The sequence below is a fragment of the Labrenzia sp. CP4 genome (assembly GCF_001579905.1).
In the GTDB taxonomy this organism is placed as follows: Bacteria; Pseudomonadota; Alphaproteobacteria; order Rhizobiales; family Stappiaceae; genus Roseibium; species Roseibium algicola.
In genome coordinates, this window is record NZ_CP011927.1 from 526364 (window position 1) to 548507 (window position 22144).

Genomic DNA, 22144 nt, shown 5'->3' on the forward strand with positions numbered 1-22144 from the left:
GCCCACTTGCGTCTCTTGATACAGCCCTCCAACTATGCGTTCAGGCACGCTTGCGTTGCCTGGAGCATCTTGCGTTGTTCAGACGCGGCAAAGATGCTTGAACGTCTTTGAAATGATCGACATTCGGGTGGCTGGTCGCTTTCGGCTGGTAATCCTTCGATCTTGTGACAGAATTTCCGGAGCAGCCGCCGGACGTAAGGCGGTGCCGGCTTGTTTCAGGTAACCGAGTAAATGCACAGCTATTTGGAATTCGAAAAGCCCGTTGCAGACATTGAAGGCAAGATCCAGGAGCTGCGCGCTCTGGCCGGGGAAGATGGCGAAGCCGTCAATGTCGACAGTGAAATCGACCGGCTGAAAACGAAATCCTCGCAAACGCTGCAGGACCTCTACGCCAAACTGACGCCCTGGCAGAAAACGCTCGTTGCCCGCCATCCCGATCGCCCGCATGCCGTTGCCTATATCGCCGGTCTGATCGAGGATTTCACACCGCTTGCCGGTGACAGGAAGTTTGCCGAAGATGCAGCGCTGATCGCCGGTATCGGTCGTTTTCGCGGTCAGTCGGTGGCTGTTCTGGCTCAGGAAAAAGGCCACGACACCGAAACGCGTCTGAAGCACAACTTCGGCATGGTCCGTCCGGAAGGTTACCGCAAGGCAGTCCGGGTCATGGAAATGGCCGAACGTTTCGGCCTGCCGTTGATCACCTTCGTCGACACCTCCGGTGCCTATCCGGGACGCGGGGCTGAAGAGCGCGGCCAGTCCGAAGCCATCGCCCGCTCGACGGATGTCGGCCTCGGCCTTGGAACGCCGTCCGTTTCCGTCGTCATTGGCGAAGGCGGCTCCGGTGGCGCGATCGCGATCGCGACCGCCAACAAGGTTCTCATGATGGAACACGCGATCTATTCGGTGATTTCACCGGAAGGCGCCGCCTCCATCCTGTGGCGCGACAGCGCCAAGGCGCAGGACGCTGCGACAGCACTGAAGATCACCGCACAGGATCTCAAGCAGCTCGGTGTCATCGATGACATCATCAAGGAGCCTGTCGGCGGTGCGCACCGTGCACGTGAAATCGTTATCGACAACGCGGGCAAGGCGATCGAATCTGCGCTGAAAGAGCTGGCAGGCCTGTCGCCGGATGAAATACGCAAGCAGCGGCGCGAAAAATTCATCGCTATCGGCAGAACCCTGAGCTAGGTCTTCCTGCTCGACCTCGTGTCTTCCGGTTGCCGGGTTCGGCGATATCGCCACGCTGGTAACCGCGCTGTTCACCAAACTGCTGTATTTCGGAAAAAAACGATGCAAGGCCGCCGTAAAAGCGGCCTTTTTGCCATCCTGTGGCCAGAATTTGCCGTCATTCAGGCGAAGTTGGGACGCACAAGATGACGCTTGGGCAAGTTTTTGTTCCTATCACCATAATTTTGGTCGCAGGCACAATCCGGTTTCAGTAACTTATCGTCAACCATCATTCCCTAGCCTTTGCGCGGGGGCGAGGACGCAGGAAGTGCGGCAAGGCAGTTCGTTCGCCTTTGTCGGTTTCCGCTTAGTTTGGGACAGTATCATGGTCTTTCGGCGCCTTATGAACACGCCAGCCGGCCTTCTTCTTGGCAACAGCGGCCTGAGTGGCCGCAAGGCAGCCCGTCTTGGTGCGGCGCTGATGCTTGCCGGTGTGCTGGCGGCTTGCCAGGCAGACGAATTCACTGCAGGCCCCAACAAGGCGCAGCAGCCTGTCAGCGCGTCGATCAAGCGCAAGATGAACGATCTCAACATGAGCTCGACCTCGCCGATCATGATCCGGATCTTCAAGGAAGAAAGTGCTCTGGAAGTCTGGAAACAGACCCGCACGGGCAAATACCAGCTTCTGGACGAGTTCGAGATCTGCAAATGGTCCGGCAAGCTCGGCCCGAAGTTCAAGGAAGGCGACCGTCAGGCCCCGGAAGGCTTCTACGAGATCACGCCTGCCCTGATGAACCCGAATTCCAGTTATCACCTGGCTTTCAACCTCGGTTACCCGAATTCCTATGACCGCTCCCACGGCCGCACCGGCTCGCATCTGATGGTGCATGGCGCCTGTTCGTCCCGTGGCTGCTACGCGATGACGGACGAGCAGGTCCAGGACATCTACGCGCTTGCCCGCGACAGCTTCAAGGGTGGTCAGCGCTCCTTCCAGGTCCAGGCCTTTCCCTTCCGCATGACGCCGGAAAACATGGCTCGCCACCGCGACAGCGAGCACATGGAATTCTGGAAAATGCTGAAGACCGGCTACGACCATTTCGAGATCACGCAGACCCCGCCGCAGATTTCCGTCTGCGAGAAGAAATACGTGTTCGATGCCACCACACTGGTGGAAGGCGTGCCCTTCCGCGCCAGCGCCAAATGCCCCGACTATCAGGTGAGCCCGAGCATCGCGACGGCAGTTGCCTCCAAGCAGCGCCGCGACAACGAGAAATACCAGCAGCTTGCTGCCCGCTTCGACGCTCGTGACGAGCGCCAGAAGCGCTGGGAAGAGCGCTCCAACCGGCTTGCCGAAGCGCTCGGCGGTGGTGAGGACGACACCAACCCGGCTGTTGCCACGGCCGAGACGAGTGCGCCTGACGTACAGCCCGCAGCCGAAACGGCGACGGCTGCAGTTCCTGCAGAAGCGGCTCCGGCGGCACAGCGGCGTCCGGGCTCGGCGGTCGAGACCGCCTTTGCCCCGCAGGACCAGTCGGGCGGCAGCTCTGTCGGAAGCTTCTTCAAGCGTTGGGTACCCTTCGGTCCGAAAGCTTCGGAAGAAGGCGCTGGTGTTGGTCCGATCGAAACCGAAGTGGTTCCGGATACCAAGCCGAACTGATCGGGCCCTGTCCCGGGGCCAACCTCAAACCCGGTCTCGGCACCATGGAGATCCCGCCCCCCGGATGATGTCCACATCCAGAGGATTGCAAAGTCCTCAGGATGTGGAGGGGATGCGATCCGAACTGCGTGACGGTGGAGTGAGCATAACTTGCGTGATGTGGGGAGCTCGGGGCGCAAGCCCGCAGGCACAGCCTGCCTCAACGGACGTTATTTGATCGCGGTGATGGCGGCCCATTGGGTTGGTTTGCGGTCGTAACCACTTCCCAGCCAGGTTTCTGTTTCCAGGATGCGCCAGGTTGCCGCTGCTCGCCAGATCGCAGTCAGTTCGTCCTGAGGCAGAAGATTGTAGTAGCGACCAAACGCGTCTGCGCCTTCGTTGGTGCCAACCTTGAAACTGGCCCAAACGACCCCGTTGTCGTGCAGCGACCGATGAATTCTCTCAACCACATCGCCGAGGTCACCTCTTGGAGCGTGTGTCAGTGCAGCGCAGGCATAGACGCCGTCATAAAGCTCAACCGCATCAAGCTCGTTAAACAACATGGTCCGAACCGGCTGGCCTAACCGTTGCGCAGCTATCGCGGCGAGTTCGGACGAGCCATCCGTCGCATCCAGGACGAAGCCGGACTTGAGTATGGCCTCGGCGTCCACACCGCCTCCGGTTCCCAGTTCCAGAATTCTGCCCTTTGCTTTGCATCGCTCCAGGAAGGCAGGCAATCTGGGATTAGGCGTCTCCTTGTCGGCAACATATTCCTTGGCAGTGGTGTTGTAAAAATTCACTGTTTCGCTGGTCATTGATGACGCTCACCCCTCCCCATCAGGTTCAATTTCAAATTCGCATAACTTGAAGTTGTGGTGGCTGTTTGCGGCGCAAAGTTGACCTGAAAGGGCTGTCGTTGAAGAAGGAACCTATCGTGCCGGGATTTGAGCGGAGCATTCCTGGCGGGCGCGCTTGCTCTGGTAGAGAAGGTGGGCAGATCTCGGGATCCTCGACACCTGTCAGGACGGCAGCAGGCCCTTTGCTTCAAGCGTCATTCTTGTGGCTTCGTTGAGATCATATTTGCCGAGATCTTCGGGAAGGACCCATGCGAAGTCCTCGAACTCTTCGTTGATGGAAACGCTGCGGTTCGCCGCCTTGCAGTCAAATATGAGATAAATCATGTAAATCTGCTCGGAGGTGCCGTCCGGGTAGGTCTTTGTCCGGACATCGTCGCGAAACGTCCAGGGTTGGACGGCCTCAATCGTCAGGTCGGATCCCAGTTCTTCCGAGATTTCTCGAAGCAGTCCCTCTGTCATCCGCTCACCCTGTTCCAGACCGCCCCCCGAAAGTGCCCATTGTCCGGGAAAGACACCCCGGTCGCTTGGCATCTTGCACAGAAGGTACGCGCCTTCGTTTTCGATCAAAGGGCAAACAATAATTCTCTGACGCATGTCTTTCTCGATCTAACTGATTTTACGAGGAAAAGTCCGGTTACGATCCGCGGCAACGGCGGCATTCGTCGCAACAGGAGGGCAGTCTCCCGAACCTTTGAAAGGTTCAGGGAGCGATAGACGGGTTGTTTGCGATGGAGTGTCGATCGGTGTTTTGAAAGTCAAAAGCTACCGCGTCGATCACGTGCTTGTCTTTTACTGCAGCGGCGGCAATCCCCTTGAAATGCCTTCCTGCAGCACGGCCGGGTCGTAGGCCTTTCGCGAGAAAACCTCGCGCACCAGAGGTTCGAAGCTTTCCAGCATGTCCATTTCATAATCGGGATCGAAGGAGGACTGGTCCCAGCGTTCGCAGAAGTCGGCGCAGGCCTGGAAGTGCATGTGATCCTTGAACTGATCCCGGGCGTTTTCGTCCCAGCCATAGTGACGGCCGTAATAGAGCATCTGGAAGATGCCGTGATGTTCCACCACCCAGGCAACCTCGTCCCGCACGAAGGGGCGGATGACCTCGGCCGAGAATCGGTCGTGGTTCTGCGGGGCCAGCCCGTCGCCGATATCATGAAGAAGCGCGCCGACGATCCAGTCGATGTCCGCCCCTTCCCGACGCGCCCTTGTGGCCGCCTGCAGGCCATGCTGCATGCGGGTGATCTTGTAGCCGGACAGCGTGTCCTCGTTCTGGCGCTTCAGCTCGGACAGGATCCGTTCCGGTGTCAGGGCGTGATAGGGCCGCTCCGCTTCCGCCAGCAGATCGTAGTCTTCCTTGGTGCCATCTTTCATCTGGGTGAAGGACACTGTTTTCATGGCGCACACTCCTGTTTTGCGGGAGTGTGCGCCAGGACTTCCGATAAAGTCCAGACAGGAAACACCCTGCTTCTGTGGAGGCCCTCTGCCTAGTTTGACGCTGGCGCCGGAAGGTGCGGCAGAACCGCTTCGATTGCCAGGCCGAGCGACAGCAGATGCCGGTCGGAATAGGCAGGGCCATCAAGCTCCAGGCCGACGGGCAGGCCGTCCGATGTCAGCCCCGCGGGCAAGGACAGGCCAGGAATACCGGCGACGGAACCCGGATCAGTGTTGCGGATGAACGTGGGGAAGGTCGGTACGTCTTCTCCGTTCAGCGACACGGTTTCATCGGATCCGGTGATGGGCTGTGCCGGCAGCGGGGTCGTCGGGAAAACCAGTGCGTCCAGCTTGTTGGCTGCAAAGACTTCAGCATATCCGGCCTGGATCAATGGCCGCATGTCGTCCATTGCCTCCCGGTAAACTGCATCCGGGATCGCCTGGTTGCCCAGCACCAGATTGTCGAAGACGAATTTGACGTCGGGGCTGGCGACTTCATCGGCTATGTCCTGCAGCCCGAGCCCGGTTTCATGCGTCTCCAGAAAGGCGGCAAGATCCCGTTTCACTTCCCACAGGGCGATCGGGAAACCGGCTTTTCCGGCAAGTTCAAGCTCTGTGCTGATATCGACGGGAACAAGAGTCACGCCGGCGGCCTGCAGCTTGTCCAGGGCTTCCTTGAAGAGACGGTCCGTTTCCGGTGAGAGGTTGTCCGTCAGCACGCCTGGAACACCCAGGCGGACGGTGCCGAGGTCTGCAGGGTCGAGTGTCGCAGTGCTACCCGTGATCACCGCATCAAGGAGGACCAGGTCGGAAACCGTTCTTGCAATCGGACCGGGCGTGTCGCGGGTCGCGGAAATCGGCACGATACCTTCTGCCGGGTAGCGGCCTGTGGTCGGGCGCAGACCGGAGACACCGTTGAGTGCCGAGGGAATGCGTACCGAGCCACCCGTGTCGGTTCCAAGGCCGGCGGGCGCCAGCCTGGCACCGATCGCAGCGCCGGTGCCGCCACTCGAGCCGCCGGCAAAGCGGTCCGGATCATAGGCGTTGGCAACCGCGCCGAACGCGGCGTTGTTCGAGGTGATGCCGAAAGCAAGTTCGTGAAGATTGGTCTTACCGAGCAGGATTGCACCCGCATCGCGTAGTTTCTTCAAGACAGGCGCGTCTTCTGCGGGCACCCATCCTTTCAGGGCAGGGGTCCCACCGGTGGTTGGCAGGCCAGCGGAGGCAATGTTGTCCTTCACGACAATCGGCACGCCGTGCAGCGGTCCGAGGGGTTTACCTGCCTTCACGCTTTCATCGGCGGCTGCAGCGGCTGCAAGCGCGCCTTCGCTGTCGAACGTTATGTAGACATTGCCCGGGTCATCGCCGGTTCTGGCGATGAGGGCGTTGACGAGATCCGTGGCTGTCAGCGTCTGTCCGGCTATGGCGCTCGCCGTTTCCGCTGCACTCATGTTGGTGATGTCGTCGGCGGCAAACGCCGGACCGGCAAAGACGGCTGCGATCGCAGTCAGCCCTGCTGTGAGATGCACTTTCATGTTTGTTCCCCTTCTTGTGCATGAGGGAAACAGCAAACGCCCGTGCCTTTTCCGGCGCATCCTCGAAAATGAGGAGGCGCTTCGTTTATTGGAGAGAAAGTCGCGTGTTGACGCTGGCGAGCAGTTCCGCCCGGCTGGTCACCCCCGATTTTTGAAACATCGCCTTGAGGTGGGTGCGAACGGTCGTGACGGAGATTTCAAGTTCCGCCGCAATCTCGCGGTCGCGCTTGCCTTCACTCACCAGGCAAAGCACGTCCTGTTCCCGGCTGGTGAGCCCGTGGTGGCCCGCCCAGGCCGTCAAGCGCAATCGGGGGTCGGCATCGCGTTGTTTGCGTTCGTGTGCCTGCATGTTCGCAAGGGCATGTCCGAAGGACGTGCCGATCGCGTTCAGTATTTCCAGGTCGCGCTGCTGGAAGGTTTCCTTGCCGGCGCCGCGCCAGATGCGCAGGTCGCCCAGATGGCCGGTCGCCGCATAGGCATGGAAGTTCATGCCCTGATGCAGGCCGTCCCGTGCCAGAAAGTCGTTGTAGAATTCGGTGCGCAGGAAATCTTCCCGGGAAATGACCTGATCGAGGTGGGTGGCGCGCCGGCACATGCGGAATCTGGGTGTAATCGGATCGCAGTGCTGGAAATGGTGCTGGTAGGCGGCGAGATTGCTCTCGTCCATGTTCAGGAACACGCCGTCCGTGTCGCCGTCGGTCCTTGTCCAGACGTAGGAGGCAAAGTAGTCCGCCTCCAGAAGGTCCAGCAAGCGGGTGCCAAGCTGCAGCCTGAGTTGCCGTGCGTCCTGGATGGCGATCATGTCCTGCATGATCGCGAAGATCAGATTTGTTTCTCGGCCCGAAAGCGTTGTCAGCATGCCAGACCTCCTCTTGCGTCATGGTAGCGAGGAAGAGGAGATCCGTCATCCAAAAGGATCGGGCCGGGTGTCATGCTTATTTCGGCATCAGGGCCCAGTAGTCGAAATCGAGAACCACTTCGGGCAGGTAGTTGTCCTCATGGTCCTGTCCGGGGAAGTCATGGCAGGTCCGGTTCTTGGTGGCGACAAGCCGCAGACGCAGCGCGCCGACGTCCGAGCGGCCGTCGATGTCCGCCTTGTCCAGAACTTCCGACCAGGCATAAACCGTGTCGCCGGCCGCCAGCGGGCCGACGTGGCGACCGCCGTTGATGCCGGCAATATGAAACGCGTTGGCCAGCCCGTTGAACGACAGTGCACGGGCAATGGAGATCACGTGGCCGCCATAGACCAGGCGGTGGCCGAAACGGTTGTGAGCTTCCGTGTGCTGGTTGAAATGCACCTTGGCGGTGTTCTGGTAAAGGCGGGTTGCCAGTTGATGCTCGGCTTCCTCCACCGTCATTCCGTCGACATGGTCGATCTTCTCGCCAATCTCGTAATCGTCGAAACGGTACTCGGATCCGGCCAGGTCATTGTCCCAATTGGCGGTGTCGAGCAATGGCACGGCGGTGCCGAGTGACTGCGGGTCGAGCGCTGAGGGAAGTTCCGGCACCACCGGTTCCGGCGCCGGATTGGCGGCAACACGCTTGTTGACCATCACCCAGCGGACATAATCCAGCACCTCGGTGCCGTTTTCGGTGTAGCCGGTCGAGCGCACATAGACGACGCCGGTCTTGCCGTTGGAGTTCTCTTTCTTGCCGATCACCTCGGAGACGGTGGAAATGGTATCTCCCGGGAAAACCGGTGCCAGGAATCGGCCGCCCGCATAACCCAGATTGGCGACGGCATTCAGCGAGATGTCCGGCACTGTCTTGCCGAAGACGATATGAAAGGTCAGCAGGTCGTCGACCGGGGCGTGGGAATAACCCAGGGATTTTGCGAAAGCGTCTGAAGACTGAACCGCAAAGCGAGAGCCGTAAAGCGCGGTATAAAGCGCCTGGTCACCGCTGGTGACGGTGCGCGGCGTTGCGTGGCGGATGACCTGTCCCACCTTGAAGTCTTCGAAGAAATTGCCGCGATTGGTCTTGCTCACCTGTGCCTCCCGGTTCTGATTTGTCGGAGAGGATTAAGCCCGCTGCGGTGCACACAAGCAAGTCAGACGTTTTGCCGATGACCTTGTGAATGCAAGTCGAGGCTTTGGCATCCTGTGGCAACGCAGGAGCGGTTGCCGGTTGGCAGAGGGCGCTCGGCTATTTGCCGGCCGGGTCGGGCAGCGCACCGCAAAAGCCGCCGCTTGGGGCGGTGCCGGAGCCCAGAGCCAGAAGTTTCGGGGCCTTGTAGGGATTGGGCGGTGTCGCAGATGCATCGAGAGCAATCATTGCGGCAAGTCCGGCAAGGGCGACGGAAGCTGTTACCAGCCGGGTCATGATCTTGCCTCCAGCTTCAGGAGCGGGCGCAGTTTCACGCCGTAGATCGATCCGACAAAGGCGGCCGCGAACCAGACCCAGCCGTGCAGGCTGCCGGTCGAGATGCCGGAAAAGAACGCGCCGACATTGCAGCCGAAGGCAAGGCGTGAGGAATAGCCCAGCAGAAAGCCCGCGACCATTGCGGCGAGCCAGGCCTGGGCCGGCAGCGACTGGATTTTCTGTGACAGGCCGCCGGTGCGCCAGCTGGCGACCAGAAAGGCACCCAGGATGATGCCGATATTGGTGAGGGACGTGTAATCCGTCAGCAGGCTATGGGTCAGGCGCTCGACGGAGGCAGGTGCACTCCAGAAAGCGGATCCGGAAAGATCCGCCCCGGCTGCAGATGCCGCCTTTGCAGCCCAAAGGCCAAGGCCATAGACAACGCCCCAGGGTTGGCCGGCCACGATCAGGTTCAGGATGGCAAGGGCGGCCAGCAGCACAGCTGCAATTATCAACCGGCGAGGCAGGCGCCGGTTTTCGGGAGCTGCCAGTTTCCAGAGCACTGCGGCGATTGCCGAAAGTCCGAGGAGGGTAATCGCCGCGCCTTGCCAGCCGGACAGGGTCAGAACGGGCAATGCCCCAAGATCTGTCCACCAGATCAGGTGATAGGCCCCGGCAAAGCTGCCGATGGCAAAGAGAGGCAGGGCGACAAGGGAAACCGCGTTGCCGGACCCGGCATTGACCAGGGTGCCGGACCCGCATCCAAGCACGACCTGCATGGCAGCGCCGAAGACGAAGGCTCCCGCGATCATGGCAAAGCCGATTGGACCCTGTGCGCCGCTCAGCTCGCCCTGGTTTGCGGCAAGCAGGGGAAAGGCCACCAGTGAGACAAGGGCGATCGACAGAAGCTGCGCCCAAAGGCCGCCCGGGTCCCGGCGCAGGATCATCGCACGCCAGGGGCCGGCAAAACCGAAGCGCAGGCCTTCCAACACGATGCCGAAGCCAAGGCCGACGGCAAGCAACAGGCCATACCGGCCACCAACCAGAAGGGCGGTGGCCAGAACGGCTGCAAGGGCGGCCAAAACAAGACCGCCGCGGTGCCAGATTGGCGTCGCAGCGGCGGTATGAATGTCTGCGGCTGTGGTCACGTCAGTTCAGTATCTGGTTTATCAGGTTCTGTACGAGACCCGGTGTGTTGGCCATCTCGTTTCCGGACTGGGAATATTCGACCATGGAGCCCGCGTAAAGCTTTGCGTTTTCCACTCCGGCGACTTCGGACACCGCAAACCAGTGAGCTGCGGCCCAGTGACCGGTGTTGCAGAAGGAAACCGTATCCTTGCCGTCTTCGACACCAAGCGATGCTTTCAGCGCGGCAGGATCGATGGCGGTGGACATTGTTGGCGAGCCTTCCTTGAAGAACGCTGTGTAGGTGTGGTTGATGGCGGTCGGCAGGGTTCCCGGACGCGAGGCAGCTTCATGCGCCTTCTTGCCATTGAAGAAGTCTGCCGGGCGAGCATCTACCAGAAGCGCGTTCGACTCGCCTGCAGCGACGGCGGAAACGTCTGCCGTGGTGGCCAGCCAGGTGTCGTCAAAGGTCAGTTCCAGCTCGCTCGGAAAGGCGGATTCGGCCGTGGCGTTGACCGGAAGGCCGGCGGCTTTCCAGGACTCCAGGCCACCGTTCAGGATCGACAGGTCGGTGAAGCCGGTGGATTTCAAGGTCCAGTAGACACGCGCGGCAGAGCCGAAGTCCGTATCGGTCTTGCCTTCGGACAGGATCACGATTGGCGTATCCTGCTCCAGGCCGAGTTCTTCCAGTTCGGCTTCCAGCTTTTCAACATCCACAAGGCCACCGGGGTTTTCCGCCGGTCCGCGGAACATGCGATAGGGCGCAAACAGCGCGCCGTCTGCATGGCCTTTCTCGTATCCCTCGTTGCGGATGTCCAGAAGCACCGGCTCCACGGTGTCCAGCGACGCGGACAGCTCGGCAGCCTCCACCAGTGGGCCGAAGCTTGCGGCGGTGGCGGATGTGGCGAGGCTTGCGGTCATCGCCAGTGCGAGAGCGAAATGTTTCATTGGTTCAGCCTTCCTTGTGCGCGGTTGCCCTGAGGCCAGGCGCTTCAATTCTCAGGCGGAATTTTAAGGGGTTCCCGGTCGGGAGGCGTGGGATGGCGTTTCAATTTCCGTCACCGGACTGACAATTTAAACCAAGGCGCACATGCGCCGTGGCAATTGGTTGCGGCAAAGGTTTGAAGACAGCCTCAAGTCTTCTGGTCTGCCGGCGAAACAAGTGGGCCCTGAAAACCGGGGAAGGGAAACCAAAACCTCATTTTGAGGAAGCGCGAAGCGCTGTCTCGAAGAATGGGCGGCAGTTTTCGGAGCAAGTACCCATCCTTCGAGACGCCGCTGACGCGGCTCCTCAGGATGAGGTGCGATGGAAACTGGTCTTGAAAAAGCAAAAAGCCCGGGACAGTGCCCGGGCTTTTTCTGGTTCTTCAAATCAGGCTTATGCCGATTCCTTGTTCGCCGCACGTTCCGCGCGCTTGCGCTCATGCGGGTCGAGGACGGCCTTGCGCAGGCGGATGGAGTCTGGCGTGACTTCCACCAGTTCGTCGTCTGCGATGTAGGAAAGCGCTGCTTCCAGGGTCAGCTTCTTCGGCGTGGTCAGCTTGACAGCGTCGTCCTTGCCGGCGGAGCGGATGTTGGTGAGCTGCTTGCCCTTCAGCACGTTCACTTCCAGGTCGTTGCCGCGGGTGTGTTCGCCGATGATCATGCCCGGATAAACCTTGGTGCCCGGATCGATCATCATCGGGCCGCGGTCTTCCAGGTTGAACAGGGCATAGGCAACTGCCTCGCCGGTGCCGTTGGACAGCAGCACGCCGGTGTGACGGCCCTGGATCGGACCCCGGTGCGGCTCATAGCCATGGAACAGACGGTTGAAGATCGCCGTGCCGCGGGTGTCGGACAGCAGTTCGGACTGGTAACCGATGAGGCCGCGGGTCGGAGCGTGGAACACCAGACGGGTGCGGCCACCGCCGGACGGCTTCATTTCCAGAAGGTCGGCCTTGCGTTCCTGCAGCTTCTGAACCACGACGCCGGAATGTTCTTCATCAACGTCGATGATGACTTCCTCGATCGGCTCCAGGCGGTTGCCGGCATCGTCATACTGATAGACGACGCGCGGACGGCCAACTCCAAGCTCGAAGCCTTCACGGCGCATGTTCTCGATCAGGATCGCCAGAAGAAGTTCGCCGCGGCCGGAGACGACAAATGCGTCCGGCTCGTCGGTGTCTTCCACCTTCAGGGCGACGTTGCCTTCTGCTTCCTTCTTCAGGCGGTCGCGAATGACGCGGGACTGAACCTTGGAGCCTTCGGTGCCGGCCAGCGGGCTGTCGTTGACGCGGAAGGTCATGGACAGCGTCGGCGGATCGATCGGCTGAGCCTGCAGGGATTCATTGACCGACGGGGCGCACAGCGTATCGGCAACGGTTGCCTTGGTCAGGCCCGCGATGGCGACGATGTCGCCCGCTTCACCCTTTTCGATCGGCTGACGTTCCAGGCCACGGAAAGCAAGGATCTTGGAGATACGGCCGTTTTCAACGACGCTGCCGTCACGGGAGAGCGCCTTGATCGGCATGTTCGGCAGAGCGGTGCCCGACACGATACGGCCGGTCAGGATGCGGCCCAGGAACGGGTCGGATTCGATGGTGGTTGCCAAGATGCGGAAATCGCCCGGCTGGGCTTCCGGCGGTGACACCTTGTCGAGGACCATGTCGAAGAGCGGATCCATGCTGTCCTGCGGGCCGTTCGGCTCCAGAGCCATCCATTCCTGCTTGGCCGAACCGTAGAGCACCGGGAAGTCGAGCTGGTCTTCATTGGCGTCGAGGGCTGCGAACAGGTCGAAGACCTCGTCCAGCACTTCATCGGCACGCTGTTCCGGCTTGTCGATCTTGTTGATGGCGACGATCGGCTTCAGGCCGAGCTTGAGGGCCTTGCCGAGCACGAACTTGGTCTGCGGCATCGGGCCTTCAGCAGCGTCCACCAGAAGGATCACGCCGTCGACCATGTGTAGGATACGCTCGACTTCGCCGCCGAAGTCGGCGTGGCCCGGTGTGTCCACGATGTTGATGCGGGTGTCTTTCCAGACCAGCGAGGTGACCTTGGCCAGAATGGTGATGCCGCGCTCACGCTCGATATCGTTGGAGTCCATCATCCGTTCTTCGGTACGCTGGTTGTCGCGGAAGGCACCGGATTGCTTCAGAAGAACGTCGATGAGTGTGGTTTTGCCATGGTCAACGTGCGCGATGATGGCAATATTACGAAGGTTCATGAGTGGCTCCAAAAGACAGAACGGGCCCTTGGGGACCCGCAGCTTGTCTGGAAGTTGATTATGCTATGGATCGGCATCCGCGCCGAATTTGGCGCCTTTATACGTGGCGCGAGGGAATTGTGCAACGCAATGTCACATCTACGCATTGACAGTGCTTCCTGAAGCACCGTATTCGTAAGGTAACCTTACTAAAATGGGGTGGCGATGGGAGTTCCAACTCCGAATGTCGGTGTCACCATGCTGGTCGTTGATCTGGCACGGTTGCTGCGGCGAAACTTCGAGGCGGAGTTATCCAAGGTCGACACTGGTCTGACTGCCGGAGAAGCGCGTACGCTGTTTTATGTCTGGCGACTTCCGGGTCAACGGCAGGCTGTTCTGGCAGATGCGATGTATGTCGAGCCTATGACCCTGGTCGGGTACCTCGACACGCTCGAAAAGGCCGGATTGATCCGCCGCTGCCAGGACCCGAACGACCGCCGGGCCAAGATAATCGAGCTGACGCCGTCGGCCGATCCATTGCTTGAGAAAATTGGGACTGCCCTGCAAGAGGTGCGCTCCAGGGCGCTTGAGGACATTCCCGCCGACCAACGGCAGATACTGGAATCGCTTCTGCAGACCATGAAAGACAGCCTGCTGCAGGAGGTTTCCAAAGGGAAACAGAAATGACCGCCGACAGCTCAATCATGAGCGCAAGACGTACATCGCTTCTCGGGGCCGGGCTTGTCGCTATCGGCCCCATTTCGATGGCGCTTTATACCCCGGCCATGCCGGCCCTGGTCGAAGCCTTCGGGACCACCGATTCAGCGGTCAAGCTTACGCTGACGGCGTATTTCGCCGGTTTTGCCGTCACGCAGCTGGTTTGCGGCCCTCTGACGGACGCCTTTGGGCGCAAGCCGGTCACGATCGCCTTCCTTGTCCTCTATCTCGTCTCAAGCGTGCTGGCGACCTTCGCGCCGACTGTCGAGTTCATGGTCTTTGCCCGAGCCCTTCAAGGTGTGGGGGCCGCGGTCGGCATCGCGGTGTCGCGCGCCATCGTCCGCGACCAGTTTACCGGCCAGGCCTCTGCCAGGATCATGAATACGATCGCGATGATGCTGGCCCTTGGTCCGGCGATCTCACCCACTATCGGCGGGATCGTGCTGGAACTGTTCGGCTGGCAGGAAGTGTTCTGGTGCATGGTGATCTACGGTGCGTTGCTGATGGTTGCAGTGCTCGTGTTTCAGGTTGAAACCAACCCGCAGCCGGGCAAGCATCACCTCAATCCACGGCAACTTGCGATCAACTACGGCACCTTGCTGAAGGACCCGAGGTTTCTGGCGCCAAGCCTTCTCATCGGTTTCGGGCTCGGCAACCTTTATGCACTGGCGACCGTCCTGCCTTTCATCCTGATCTATGAGGTCGGTCTGACGCCGTCCGCCTTCGGGCTGACCATGATCATCCAGTCGGGCTCTTTCATTTCTGGAACCATCCTCACGGGTCGTCTGCTTCGCTTCTTCGAAGCCCGCAAGCTGGTGCCCTATGGGCTTAGCCTCTGGGTCGTTGCGTCAACGCTGATGTGCTATGTCACGCTCACCCATGAACCGACGATCCTGACGGTGATGGGGCCGGTGGCGCTGTTCACCTTCGCGCTGGCGCTGGTTCTGCCGGCAAGCTTCACCGAATCCATGGCGCCGTTCCCGCATATCGCCGGTTCGGCAAGTTCCATGCTCGGCTTTCTGCAGTTCGGTGGCGGCATTGTCGCCAGCCTCGCGATCGCTGCACTCGGAGAGCCGATCCTCGGTCTCGCTTTCATTCTGCCGGGTATGCCCATCGCCGGCATCATTCTGTTCCTGATCCTGCGCAGCCAGATCCGTCAGCCGGCGGCGGCGGAGTAGGCGCACATTTTCCGCCTCTCCGTCGTCATCCCGGCCAAGCGCAGCGCGAGCCGGGACCGGGGAGGCACAGCGCCGAATGATAAGTCTCCATCGGAAACACCTCGGCTCTTCGGTCCCGGATCTCCGCTTCGCTGCGTCCGGGATGACGAAGGTAGGTTTTTAAAACAAACGGGCCGGTTTCCCGGCCCGCTCTTTTTTCTGGAAACTCTGATCAGGCCTTGCGAACCGGATCCAGCGTGACGGTGTGCAGTTCGACGTCGTCACGGTCCATCAGGCGGACGGTGAGCTGTTCGCTCTGGCCGTCGATGTCGACCAGGCCGAAGAACTGCAGCCCCATGGACGGGGGCAGGTTGGCTCCCTGTTCGGCGGTCGGGGCCTTGATGTACTTAAGCTCCGGGCCGAAGGTCATGTCGAGATCGTTCGGGCCGAAGGTGCCGGCATGGATCGGGCCGGAGACGAATTCCCAGAACGGCTTGAAGTCCTGGAACTGGGCCTTGTCCGGATTGTAGTAATGCGCGGCGGTGTAGTGCACATCGGCGGTCAGCCAGACGATGTTGTCGATGTCTGCCGTCTTGATGAAGCGCAGCAGATCGGCGAATTCCAGTTCTCGGCCTTTCGGTGCGCCGTGGTCGCCGTTGGCAACCGCTTCGGCGCCGGCCTGGTCTTTCCAGTTGTCCCAGACGATCAGGCCGATCGGCATGTCGCAGGCGATGACCTTCCAGGTGGCGTTGGAATTCAGAAGTTCACGCTTCAGCCAGGCAAGCTGCTCGGCGCCGAGGATGCGCGAAGCCGGTGTCATGGTGTCTTCCATCGATGCGCCGTTCGGCCCGCGATAGGAGCGCAGGTCCAGGAAGAATACGTCCAGCAGCGGACCATAGGCGATCTTGCGGTAGACGCGGCCCGGCTCGGCCGGGGTGTAGCGGATGGGAGCCAGCTCGTGGAAAGCCCGGCCGGCGCGAGCGGCCAGAAGGTGGATGTTCTTCTCGCTGTAGCGGTCGTCAGACAGGAGATCCTTGGAGGACGACCAGTTGTTGACGACTTCATGATCGTCCCACTGGAAGAAGGTCGGCACTTCCGCGTTGAACGCCTTGAGGTTCTCGTCCATGAGGTTGTATTTCCACTGGCCGCGGTATTCGTCCAGCGTTTCGGCAACCTTGGACTTTTCTGCCGTGACGATGTTCTTCCAGACGGTGCCGTCCTTGAGCTCGACGGTTTCCTTCATCGGGCCATCGGCATAAATCGTGTCGCCGGAGTGGATGAAGAAGTCCGGCTGATGTTTTGCCATGGTGGCGTAGGTTTTCATGCCGCCGCGGTCGGTATCGATCCCCCAGCCCTGACCGGCGGTATCGCCCGACCAGGCGAAACGAATGTTGCGGCGGGACGCCGGGGCGGTGCGGAACCGGCCGGTGATCGGCTCGGATACGGCATTGACGTCGTTCAGGTTGGCAAAGGCGACGCGGTAGAAGACTTCCTGATCGGACGGCAGGTTCTCAAGCAGTCGCTTGACGGCAAAATCCGAGTCGGGAAGCGCATTGATCGGGGCAAGGCGCCGCGGCGTTTCGAACGTGCCGGTCGTGTCGACTTCCACCAGCATTTGCGCCGGACGGTCCGAGCGGGCCCAGATCATGCCGGAATTGGCATTAACGTCGCCGGACTGAAGGCCGTGCGTGATCTGCGGACGCGAGGCCGCACGCGAGAGGCCCGGCATGGCCAGCGGTGAGGCCAGTACCAGACCGGTAGCAACCGATGATTTCAGAAAATTGCGTCGAGAAACGTTTGAAGACATTTTCAAGCTCCGTGGCTGGGGACCGCAGGGGCGAGTCCCTTGGCAAAAACATCAGGTGCTGAAGCTCCGTGACAGACGGATGTCTGTTCCAAGACCGTTTCCCGAATTTTTGATGACGGCGTGTACAGATTGCCGGAAAACCCCCGCCGAACGATTGAACCTCCAAATTGCTTCCAAATCGTGATCGTCCACAGCCTTGGAGCGGGGTCAAGCAGGGTGAAGTCGCATTGGTGCCGCTTGACCGTCGGTGTCAGACGGGCCAAACACGTGCCTGACCGTCAAAAGGACGCAATGATGCCGACCCCGACAGCCTACGAGCCGCCGCGTTTCGACGCCGGACACCAACGCCCCCACGTGATGGGGATCCTGAACGTGACCCCGGATTCCTTTTCCGATGGCGGGCGCCACGCCAATGCGGATGCCGCCTTGCGGCGTGCACAGGAAATGATTCTGGAAGGGGCCGATATTCTGGATGTCGGCGGTGAAAGCACGCGGCCGGGGTCCGAACCGGTGCCACTGGACCTGGAATGGTCGCGGCTCGATCCGATCCTCGATCAGGTGATCGACATGGGAACGCCCGTATCGATCGATACCTACAAGGCGGAGATCGCGCGCCGCGCCTGCGCGGCAGGGGCGGTCATCGTCAATGATGTGTGGGGTCTGCAAAAGGATCCAGCCATGGCTGAGGTTGTTGCCGAGGCCGGCGTGCATGTAGTTATGATGCATAACCGTCTTGCCGCCGATGCCGGACTGGACATTCTTTCGGACATCGACCGGTTCTTCGAAATCTCGATGGAGCTGGCGGAAAAGGCAGGGATTGCCAGGGAAAAGCAGATCCTTGATCCGGGCTTTGGCTTCGGCAAGACCATCAACCAGAATTTCATCGTCCTGAACCGTTTCGAAACGCTGAAGAAACACGGCCTGCCCCTGTTGGCGGGTGCGTCGCGCAAGCGCATGATCGGTGCCGTGCTGGAAGCGGAAACGGAAGACCGGCTGTTCGGATCCGTTGCCGTTCACATGACGGCCATGCTGAAAGGGGCTTCGATTGTGCGGGCGCATGACGTAAGTCCACATGCCGATTGCGTGCGTATGATCGAGGCAACCCGCCTGGAACGGAACCCTGTCGAATGAATGCCGAAAATGCGATGGCTGACGCCCCGACCCGTTGTGCGCTCGGGCTCGGATCCAACCTTGGTGACCCGAAGGCCAATCTGGATGAGGCGATCCGCCGGCTGGAGGAAACACCCGGCGTCATGCTGGTGTCCCGGTCCTCCGATTACCGGACGCCGCCCTGGGGGCCGGTGCCGCAGGACGATTTCCGCAATTGCTGCGTGGTGATCGATACCACCATGAGCCCGCAGGCGCTGCTGAAGCGCTGTCTTGAAATCGAGACCGAACTCGGACGTGTGCGCGACGTGCGCTGGGGCCCAAGGACGCTGGACATCGACGTTCTGATCTACGGTCTGCAAAAGGTCGCCGAAAACGACCTCGAAATCCCGCACCCGCGCATGGGCGACCGGGCCTTCGTTCTGATCCCGCTCGCCGAAATCTGGCCCGACGCCCCATTGGGCGACGGCCGCACCGCGATGGAAGCATTGGAAACCTGCCCGGACCAGGATGGCGTGGTGAAGCTGGACGGGTGAAGTTTTGAACCGAGCGGCGATAGCGCCGGGGCGGTAAAACCGACGGTCGGAACGTTAATTTAAACATTCTTGGACAGGATTCGGCTGGAGATTATCCAGGTCCCGTATTCATGTCAGTTGTTCAAAGTCTGAAAAATGCTCTTGAGAAGCGGCATCTCCTGTCGGCGGACACGCTCGTGTTTGCCTTTGGGGCTATCCTGATCCCGAATGCCGTCTTCATTTTTCTCAGCTTGTTCTACTGCCCTTTCCGGACGTTCTTCGTTCTCCTGTTGTCCTTGATCTGTCTGCTGGGTCTCTACCTGCATCGGTCTGTCTTCTTTGTTCTGCTTCTTGCGGTGATGACCGTTGACGTTCTTGTCCTGATTTCCAACTTTTTCCAGATGCCGTTGCCAATGCTGGTGGACTCCCTGCGTTACGCTGGCAATCTCAGCCTGATGAATTCTGCAGTCTATCTTGCTGCCGCCATTGTTCTGCTGGTGTCCTTTGCCCTGACGTACAAAGTCGTGGTTCGCACCCGTCAGAACCGCCAGACAGTGAACCTGGCGCCTTTTTTCGTGGTGCTGGCGATCTACGCCGGGTTCGACTGGTGGGCGAATTCCCTGCCTCAGGAATATGCGCTGGCAGCCACGAGCGTTGAGGAAAGCTATGTGCCAACCGACGATGCGGCCAGTCTCTACAGCGGCCTGGAAGATCATCTGGACGATGCACAAAAGCGCAATGTGCTTGTGGTGATGGTGGAAGGCCTGGGCGCGTTTGCCTCGCAGGAACTGCGAGACCTGATCTGGCAGCCTCTGTTGGAACGCGATGTTGCCGATCACTATGTCGTTGAACAAGGCGACGCGGTGTATTTCGGGTCGACGACTTCCGGCGAGGTTCGCGAGCTTTGCAATCTCAAGGCGGATTATCGGGATTTTCGCGATCGGGAGAGTGGTGAGTGTCTGCCGCTGAAAGCCGTCCAGGCGGGATACCGCACAGCCGCGTTTCACGCCTTTACGGGCAACTTCTTCGAACGGTTCGATTGGTATCCGAAGATCGGCTTCCAGGACCTCTTCTTCATGGAAAACAAACTTGGGTTTGGCGCCGACCGAACCCTGCCCCTGTGCGGGATCGCTTTCCAGGGATATTGCGATGAAGACGCTGCCGAAGCCGTTGGGAAATTTCTGTTGGAAGCTGACGGTGACCGCAAGTTTGCCTATTGGCTTACGCTGAATTCCCACAAGCCGGTCAACCCCGGCGAAGTACCGCCTAGATTTTCCTGTGACGATGGCGGCGGTGTTTTTGGAGATGTCGAACTTTGCCGGATGGCGGAGCAGTGGGTGAATGTCTCACATCTGGTCAAGGCGATAGCGCTTGATGAAAGTCTCGCGGAAACCGAAATTGTGCTTGTCGGCGATCACCATCCGCCTCTTTTTTCGCGGAGTGCGCGCAACAAGTTTGCTCCAGGAAGAGTTGCCTGGCTTCACCTTAGGCCCAAAAGAGACGAGCAACAGACACTTGCGGCAAAGTTGTCAGCTACCCAGAACTAGTATGGCTGTTCTGGGAGCAAGATCTGACTTGGGTGGTAATCTGTTACAGTTTGGCTGGTCGTTTCAACGCGTTGCCAGTCCAACAAAACTCTCCATGTGAAACCCGGCTGTTGCCTGGCTTTGTCGGTGCTCCTGGCCAAAGGGGCAGGCCCGTCTTGCCAGGCAGCCGGACCAGCAATCGAGGTTGCGGCTGGTCGCCAGATGGTTTCGGCAGTCGGTGACCTTGTAGCCTTCGTGCACCGTGACGGCACCGACCGGGCAAACCGTGAGGCAAGGTGCATCGGTGCAGGTCGGGCAGGGGCCGTCCATCGTGACCGGCGTCGGTCCGTCAAAGGGTTCCGCACTCAGAAACGCTGCGCGGAAGCCGGCCCAGGGGCCGAAGGTCCGGTGGGTGAGAACGCCGAGCGGGCTTTGGGAGAAGCCGCCGCACTTCATCGCCCATTGCTGGAACGGGTGATAGGGCGGGCCTTCGAAGGGAAACACCGGTTCGTAGCCGGATGCCTCGGCAAGGTCCAAAAGGCTGCGTCGCGTGTAGCGGTCGAGAGGATCCGGGTCGCCGTTTTTGTATTCCGGACTTGCCGTCAGGTGCGGCCAGATCGACGGACCGGTACTGCCGATCAACAGAAGGCTTCGGGCCTGCTTGCCGCTGGCAAGAGGTGGAACGGCAACGGTGCCATCAGGAGCAAAGCCGCCGAGCAACAAAAAACCGGCGGCAGCAAGGTTCTGTTCGAGCTTTGCTGCCGCCGGTGTTGTCATGTCAGAGATCTCAGCCGATCCGGTCGCGCTTGGCGAGGGTGCGCAGGCGCAGGGCATTCAGCTTGATGAAGCCGGCGGCGTCCTTCTGGTCGTAAGCACCCTGGTCGTCCTCGAAGGTGACCAGCTCTTCGGAATAGAGCGAATAGGGCGAGGACCGGCCGACGAGGATGACGTTGCCCTTGTAGAGCTTCAGCTTGACGGAGCCGGTGACATGCTCCTGGCTCTTGTCGATGAGCGCCTGCAACATTTCGCGCTCCGGCGAGAACCAGAACCCGTTGTAGATCAGCTCGGCGTAACGCGGCATCAGTTCGTCCTTCAGGTGCGAGGCACCGCGGTCGAGCGTGATGGATTCCATGGCGCGGTGCGCCGTCAGGAGGATGGTGCCGCCCGGCGTTTCGTAGATGCCGCGGCTCTTCATGCCGACGAAGCGGTTCTCGACCATGTCGAGACGGCCGATGCCGTTGTCGCGGCCATAGTCGTTGAGTTTGGCAAAGAGCGTTGCCGGCGACATCTTCTCGCCATTGAGGGAGACGGCGTCGCCCTTTTCGAAGCCGATTTCGATATAGGTGACTTCGTCCGGTGCCTCGGTCGGGTCAACCGTGCGCTGGAACACGTAGTTCGGTGCTTCCTCGGCCGGGTCTTCCAGCACTTTGCCTTCCGATGAGGAGTGCAGCATGTTGGCGTCGACGGAGAACGGAGCTTCGCCGCGCTTGTCTTTCGGAACCGGGATCTGGTGCTGTTCGGCGAATTCCAGAAGGTCGGTCCGGGACTTGAAGGTCCAGTCGCGCCACGGCGCGATCACCTTGATGTCCGGGTTGAGGGCATAGGCGGACAGTTCGAAACGCACCTGGTCGTTGCCCTTGCCGGTTGCGCCATGGGCAATCGCGTCGGCGCCGGTTTCCTCGGCAATCTCGATCAGGCGCTTGGAAATCAGCGGCCGGGCGATGGAAGTGCCCAGCAGGTAGACGCCTTCATAGACAGCGTTGGCGCGGAACATCGGGAAGACGAAGTCGCGAATGAATTCCTCGCGCAGGTCGTCGATGTAGATTTCCTTGATGCCGAGCATTTCGGCTTTCTTGCGCGCCGGCTCCAGTTCCTCGCCCTGGCCGAGATCGGCGGTGAAGGTCACCACTTCGCAGCCCAGTTCGGTCTGCAACCATTTCAGGATGATGGAGGTGTCGAGGCCGCCGGAATAGGCCAGCACGACTTTTTTGATGTCACCTTGCGCCATTTTGGGAAAAATCCAGTTCGATGTTCCTGGCGGTTTCCCGCCGATGAAAATTTGCGGCAATTTAGCCGGTTCTA

20 protein-coding genes are annotated in these 22144 nt (G+C 60.2%); 7 read left to right on the forward strand and 13 right to left on the reverse strand.

Translation table 11 applies throughout. The features are described from left to right. The first annotated feature begins 231 nt into the window (after positions 1 to 231). Both ACP90_RS02580 and ACP90_RS02585 read left to right on the forward strand, forming a co-directional pair. The gene (locus ACP90_RS02580) at positions 232 to 1191 is read left to right on the forward strand and encodes an acetyl-CoA carboxylase carboxyltransferase subunit alpha (RefSeq protein WP_023002811.1); all 960 of its coding nucleotides are present in this window, start codon (positions 232 to 234) and stop codon (positions 1189 to 1191) included. 364 nt (positions 1192 to 1555) lie between these two features. Next, positions 1556 to 2827, forward strand: coding sequence for a murein L,D-transpeptidase family protein (locus tag ACP90_RS02585; protein ID WP_062486599.1), 1272 nt, complete (start codon positions 1556 to 1558; stop codon positions 2825 to 2827). A gap of 209 nt (positions 2828 to 3036) precedes the next feature. On the opposite strand, the gene ACP90_RS02590 is transcribed toward ACP90_RS02585, so the two are convergent. The 10 genes from ACP90_RS02590 to typA form a co-directional block, all read right to left on the reverse strand. Next, positions 3037 to 3621, reverse strand: coding sequence for a class I SAM-dependent methyltransferase (locus ACP90_RS02590; protein ID WP_062486602.1), 585 nt, complete (start codon positions 3619 to 3621; stop codon positions 3037 to 3039). A gap of 204 nt (positions 3622 to 3825) precedes the next feature. Then, positions 3826 to 4257, reverse strand: a complete 432-nt coding sequence (gene nudI / locus ACP90_RS02595) for a nucleoside triphosphatase NudI (protein ID WP_062486606.1) — start codon at positions 4255 to 4257, stop codon at positions 3826 to 3828. A 195-nt stretch (positions 4258 to 4452) separates the two neighbouring features. Next, positions 4453 to 5055 carry an HD domain-containing protein gene (locus ACP90_RS02600; protein ID WP_082809647.1) on the reverse strand — a complete coding sequence of 201 codons (603 nt, stop codon included), beginning with the start codon at positions 5053 to 5055 and terminating at the stop codon, positions 4453 to 4455. A gap of 89 nt (positions 5056 to 5144) precedes the next feature. After that, entirely contained in the window at positions 5145 to 6626 is a 1482-nt protein-coding gene (gene iaaH / locus ACP90_RS02605; RefSeq protein ID WP_062486609.1) for an indoleacetamide hydrolase, read from the reverse strand. A gap of 85 nt (positions 6627 to 6711) precedes the next feature. After that, positions 6712 to 7485: a LuxR family transcriptional regulator gene (locus ACP90_RS02610; protein WP_062486612.1), complete on the reverse strand. Its 774-nt coding sequence runs from the start codon at positions 7483 to 7485 to the stop codon at positions 6712 to 6714. A 76-nt stretch (positions 7486 to 7561) separates the two neighbouring features. Next, positions 7562 to 8614, reverse strand: coding sequence for a MaoC family dehydratase (locus tag ACP90_RS02615; protein WP_062486615.1), 1053 nt, complete (start codon positions 8612 to 8614; stop codon positions 7562 to 7564). Between the two features lie 157 nt (positions 8615 to 8771). Beyond that, positions 8772 to 8948: a hypothetical protein gene (locus ACP90_RS28495; protein WP_168687431.1), complete on the reverse strand. Its 177-nt coding sequence runs from the start codon at positions 8946 to 8948 to the stop codon at positions 8772 to 8774. After that, the gene (locus ACP90_RS02620; protein ID WP_208993437.1) at positions 8945 to 10075 is read right to left on the reverse strand and encodes a YeeE/YedE family protein; all 1131 of its coding nucleotides are present in this window, start codon (positions 10073 to 10075) and stop codon (positions 8945 to 8947) included. The genes ACP90_RS28495 and ACP90_RS02620 overlap by 4 nt, the downstream gene beginning before the upstream one ends. Before the next feature lies 1 nt (position 10076). Continuing rightward, entirely contained in the window at positions 10077 to 11000 is a 924-nt protein-coding gene (locus ACP90_RS02625) for a rhodanese-like domain-containing protein (protein WP_062491282.1), read from the reverse strand. 430 nt (positions 11001 to 11430) lie between these two features. Next, on the reverse strand, positions 11431 to 13254 hold the full coding sequence (typA, locus tag ACP90_RS02630) for a translational GTPase TypA (protein ID WP_023002822.1): 1824 nt from the start codon (positions 13252 to 13254) through the stop codon (positions 11431 to 11433). 204 nt (positions 13255 to 13458) lie between these two features. Between typA and ACP90_RS02635 the strand changes: the two genes are divergently transcribed. Both ACP90_RS02635 and ACP90_RS02640 read left to right on the forward strand, forming a co-directional pair. Next, positions 13459 to 13920, forward strand: a complete 462-nt coding sequence (locus ACP90_RS02635; RefSeq protein ID WP_023002823.1) for a MarR family transcriptional regulator — start codon at positions 13459 to 13461, stop codon at positions 13918 to 13920. Then, positions 13917 to 15128, forward strand: a complete 1212-nt coding sequence (locus ACP90_RS02640) for a multidrug effflux MFS transporter (RefSeq protein WP_023002824.1) — start codon at positions 13917 to 13919, stop codon at positions 15126 to 15128. Before ACP90_RS02635 ends, ACP90_RS02640 begins: the two co-directional genes overlap by 4 nt. A 211-nt stretch (positions 15129 to 15339) precedes the next feature. Here ACP90_RS02640 and ACP90_RS02645 read toward each other — a convergent pair whose 3' ends face one another. Further along, positions 15340 to 16914, reverse strand: a complete 1575-nt coding sequence (locus ACP90_RS02645) for an alkaline phosphatase (RefSeq protein WP_062486618.1) — start codon at positions 16912 to 16914, stop codon at positions 15340 to 15342. 294 nt (positions 16915 to 17208) lie between these two features. On the opposite strand from ACP90_RS02645, the gene folP reads away from it, so the two are divergent. The 3 genes from folP (at position 17209) to ACP90_RS02660 (ending at position 20083) form a co-directional block, all read left to right on the forward strand. Further along, entirely contained in the window at positions 17209 to 18045 is an 837-nt protein-coding gene (folP, locus tag ACP90_RS02650) for a dihydropteroate synthase (protein WP_208993544.1), read from the forward strand. Then, positions 18042 to 18557 (forward strand): 2-amino-4-hydroxy-6-hydroxymethyldihydropteridine diphosphokinase, encoded by a 516-nt coding sequence (folK, locus tag ACP90_RS02655; protein WP_077291535.1) that lies wholly within the window; start codon positions 18042 to 18044, stop codon positions 18555 to 18557. Before folP ends, folK begins: the two co-directional genes overlap by 4 nt. 110 nt (positions 18558 to 18667) lie before the next feature. Then, positions 18668 to 20083 (forward strand): sulfatase-like hydrolase/transferase, encoded by a 1416-nt coding sequence (locus ACP90_RS02660; RefSeq protein ID WP_062486625.1) that lies wholly within the window; start codon positions 18668 to 18670, stop codon positions 20081 to 20083. A gap of 63 nt (positions 20084 to 20146) precedes the next feature. Here ACP90_RS02660 and ACP90_RS02665 read toward each other — a convergent pair whose 3' ends face one another. Together ACP90_RS02665 and ACP90_RS02670 are read right to left on the reverse strand one after the other, a co-directional pair. Further along, positions 20147 to 20839, reverse strand: coding sequence for a hypothetical protein (locus tag ACP90_RS02665; RefSeq protein ID WP_062491285.1), 693 nt, complete (start codon positions 20837 to 20839; stop codon positions 20147 to 20149). A 10-nt stretch (positions 20840 to 20849) separates the two neighbouring features. After that, on the reverse strand, positions 20850 to 22070 hold the full coding sequence (locus ACP90_RS02670; RefSeq protein WP_062486628.1) for an argininosuccinate synthase: 1221 nt from the start codon (positions 22068 to 22070) through the stop codon (positions 20850 to 20852). Between the last annotated feature and the right edge of the window lie 74 nt (positions 22071 to 22144).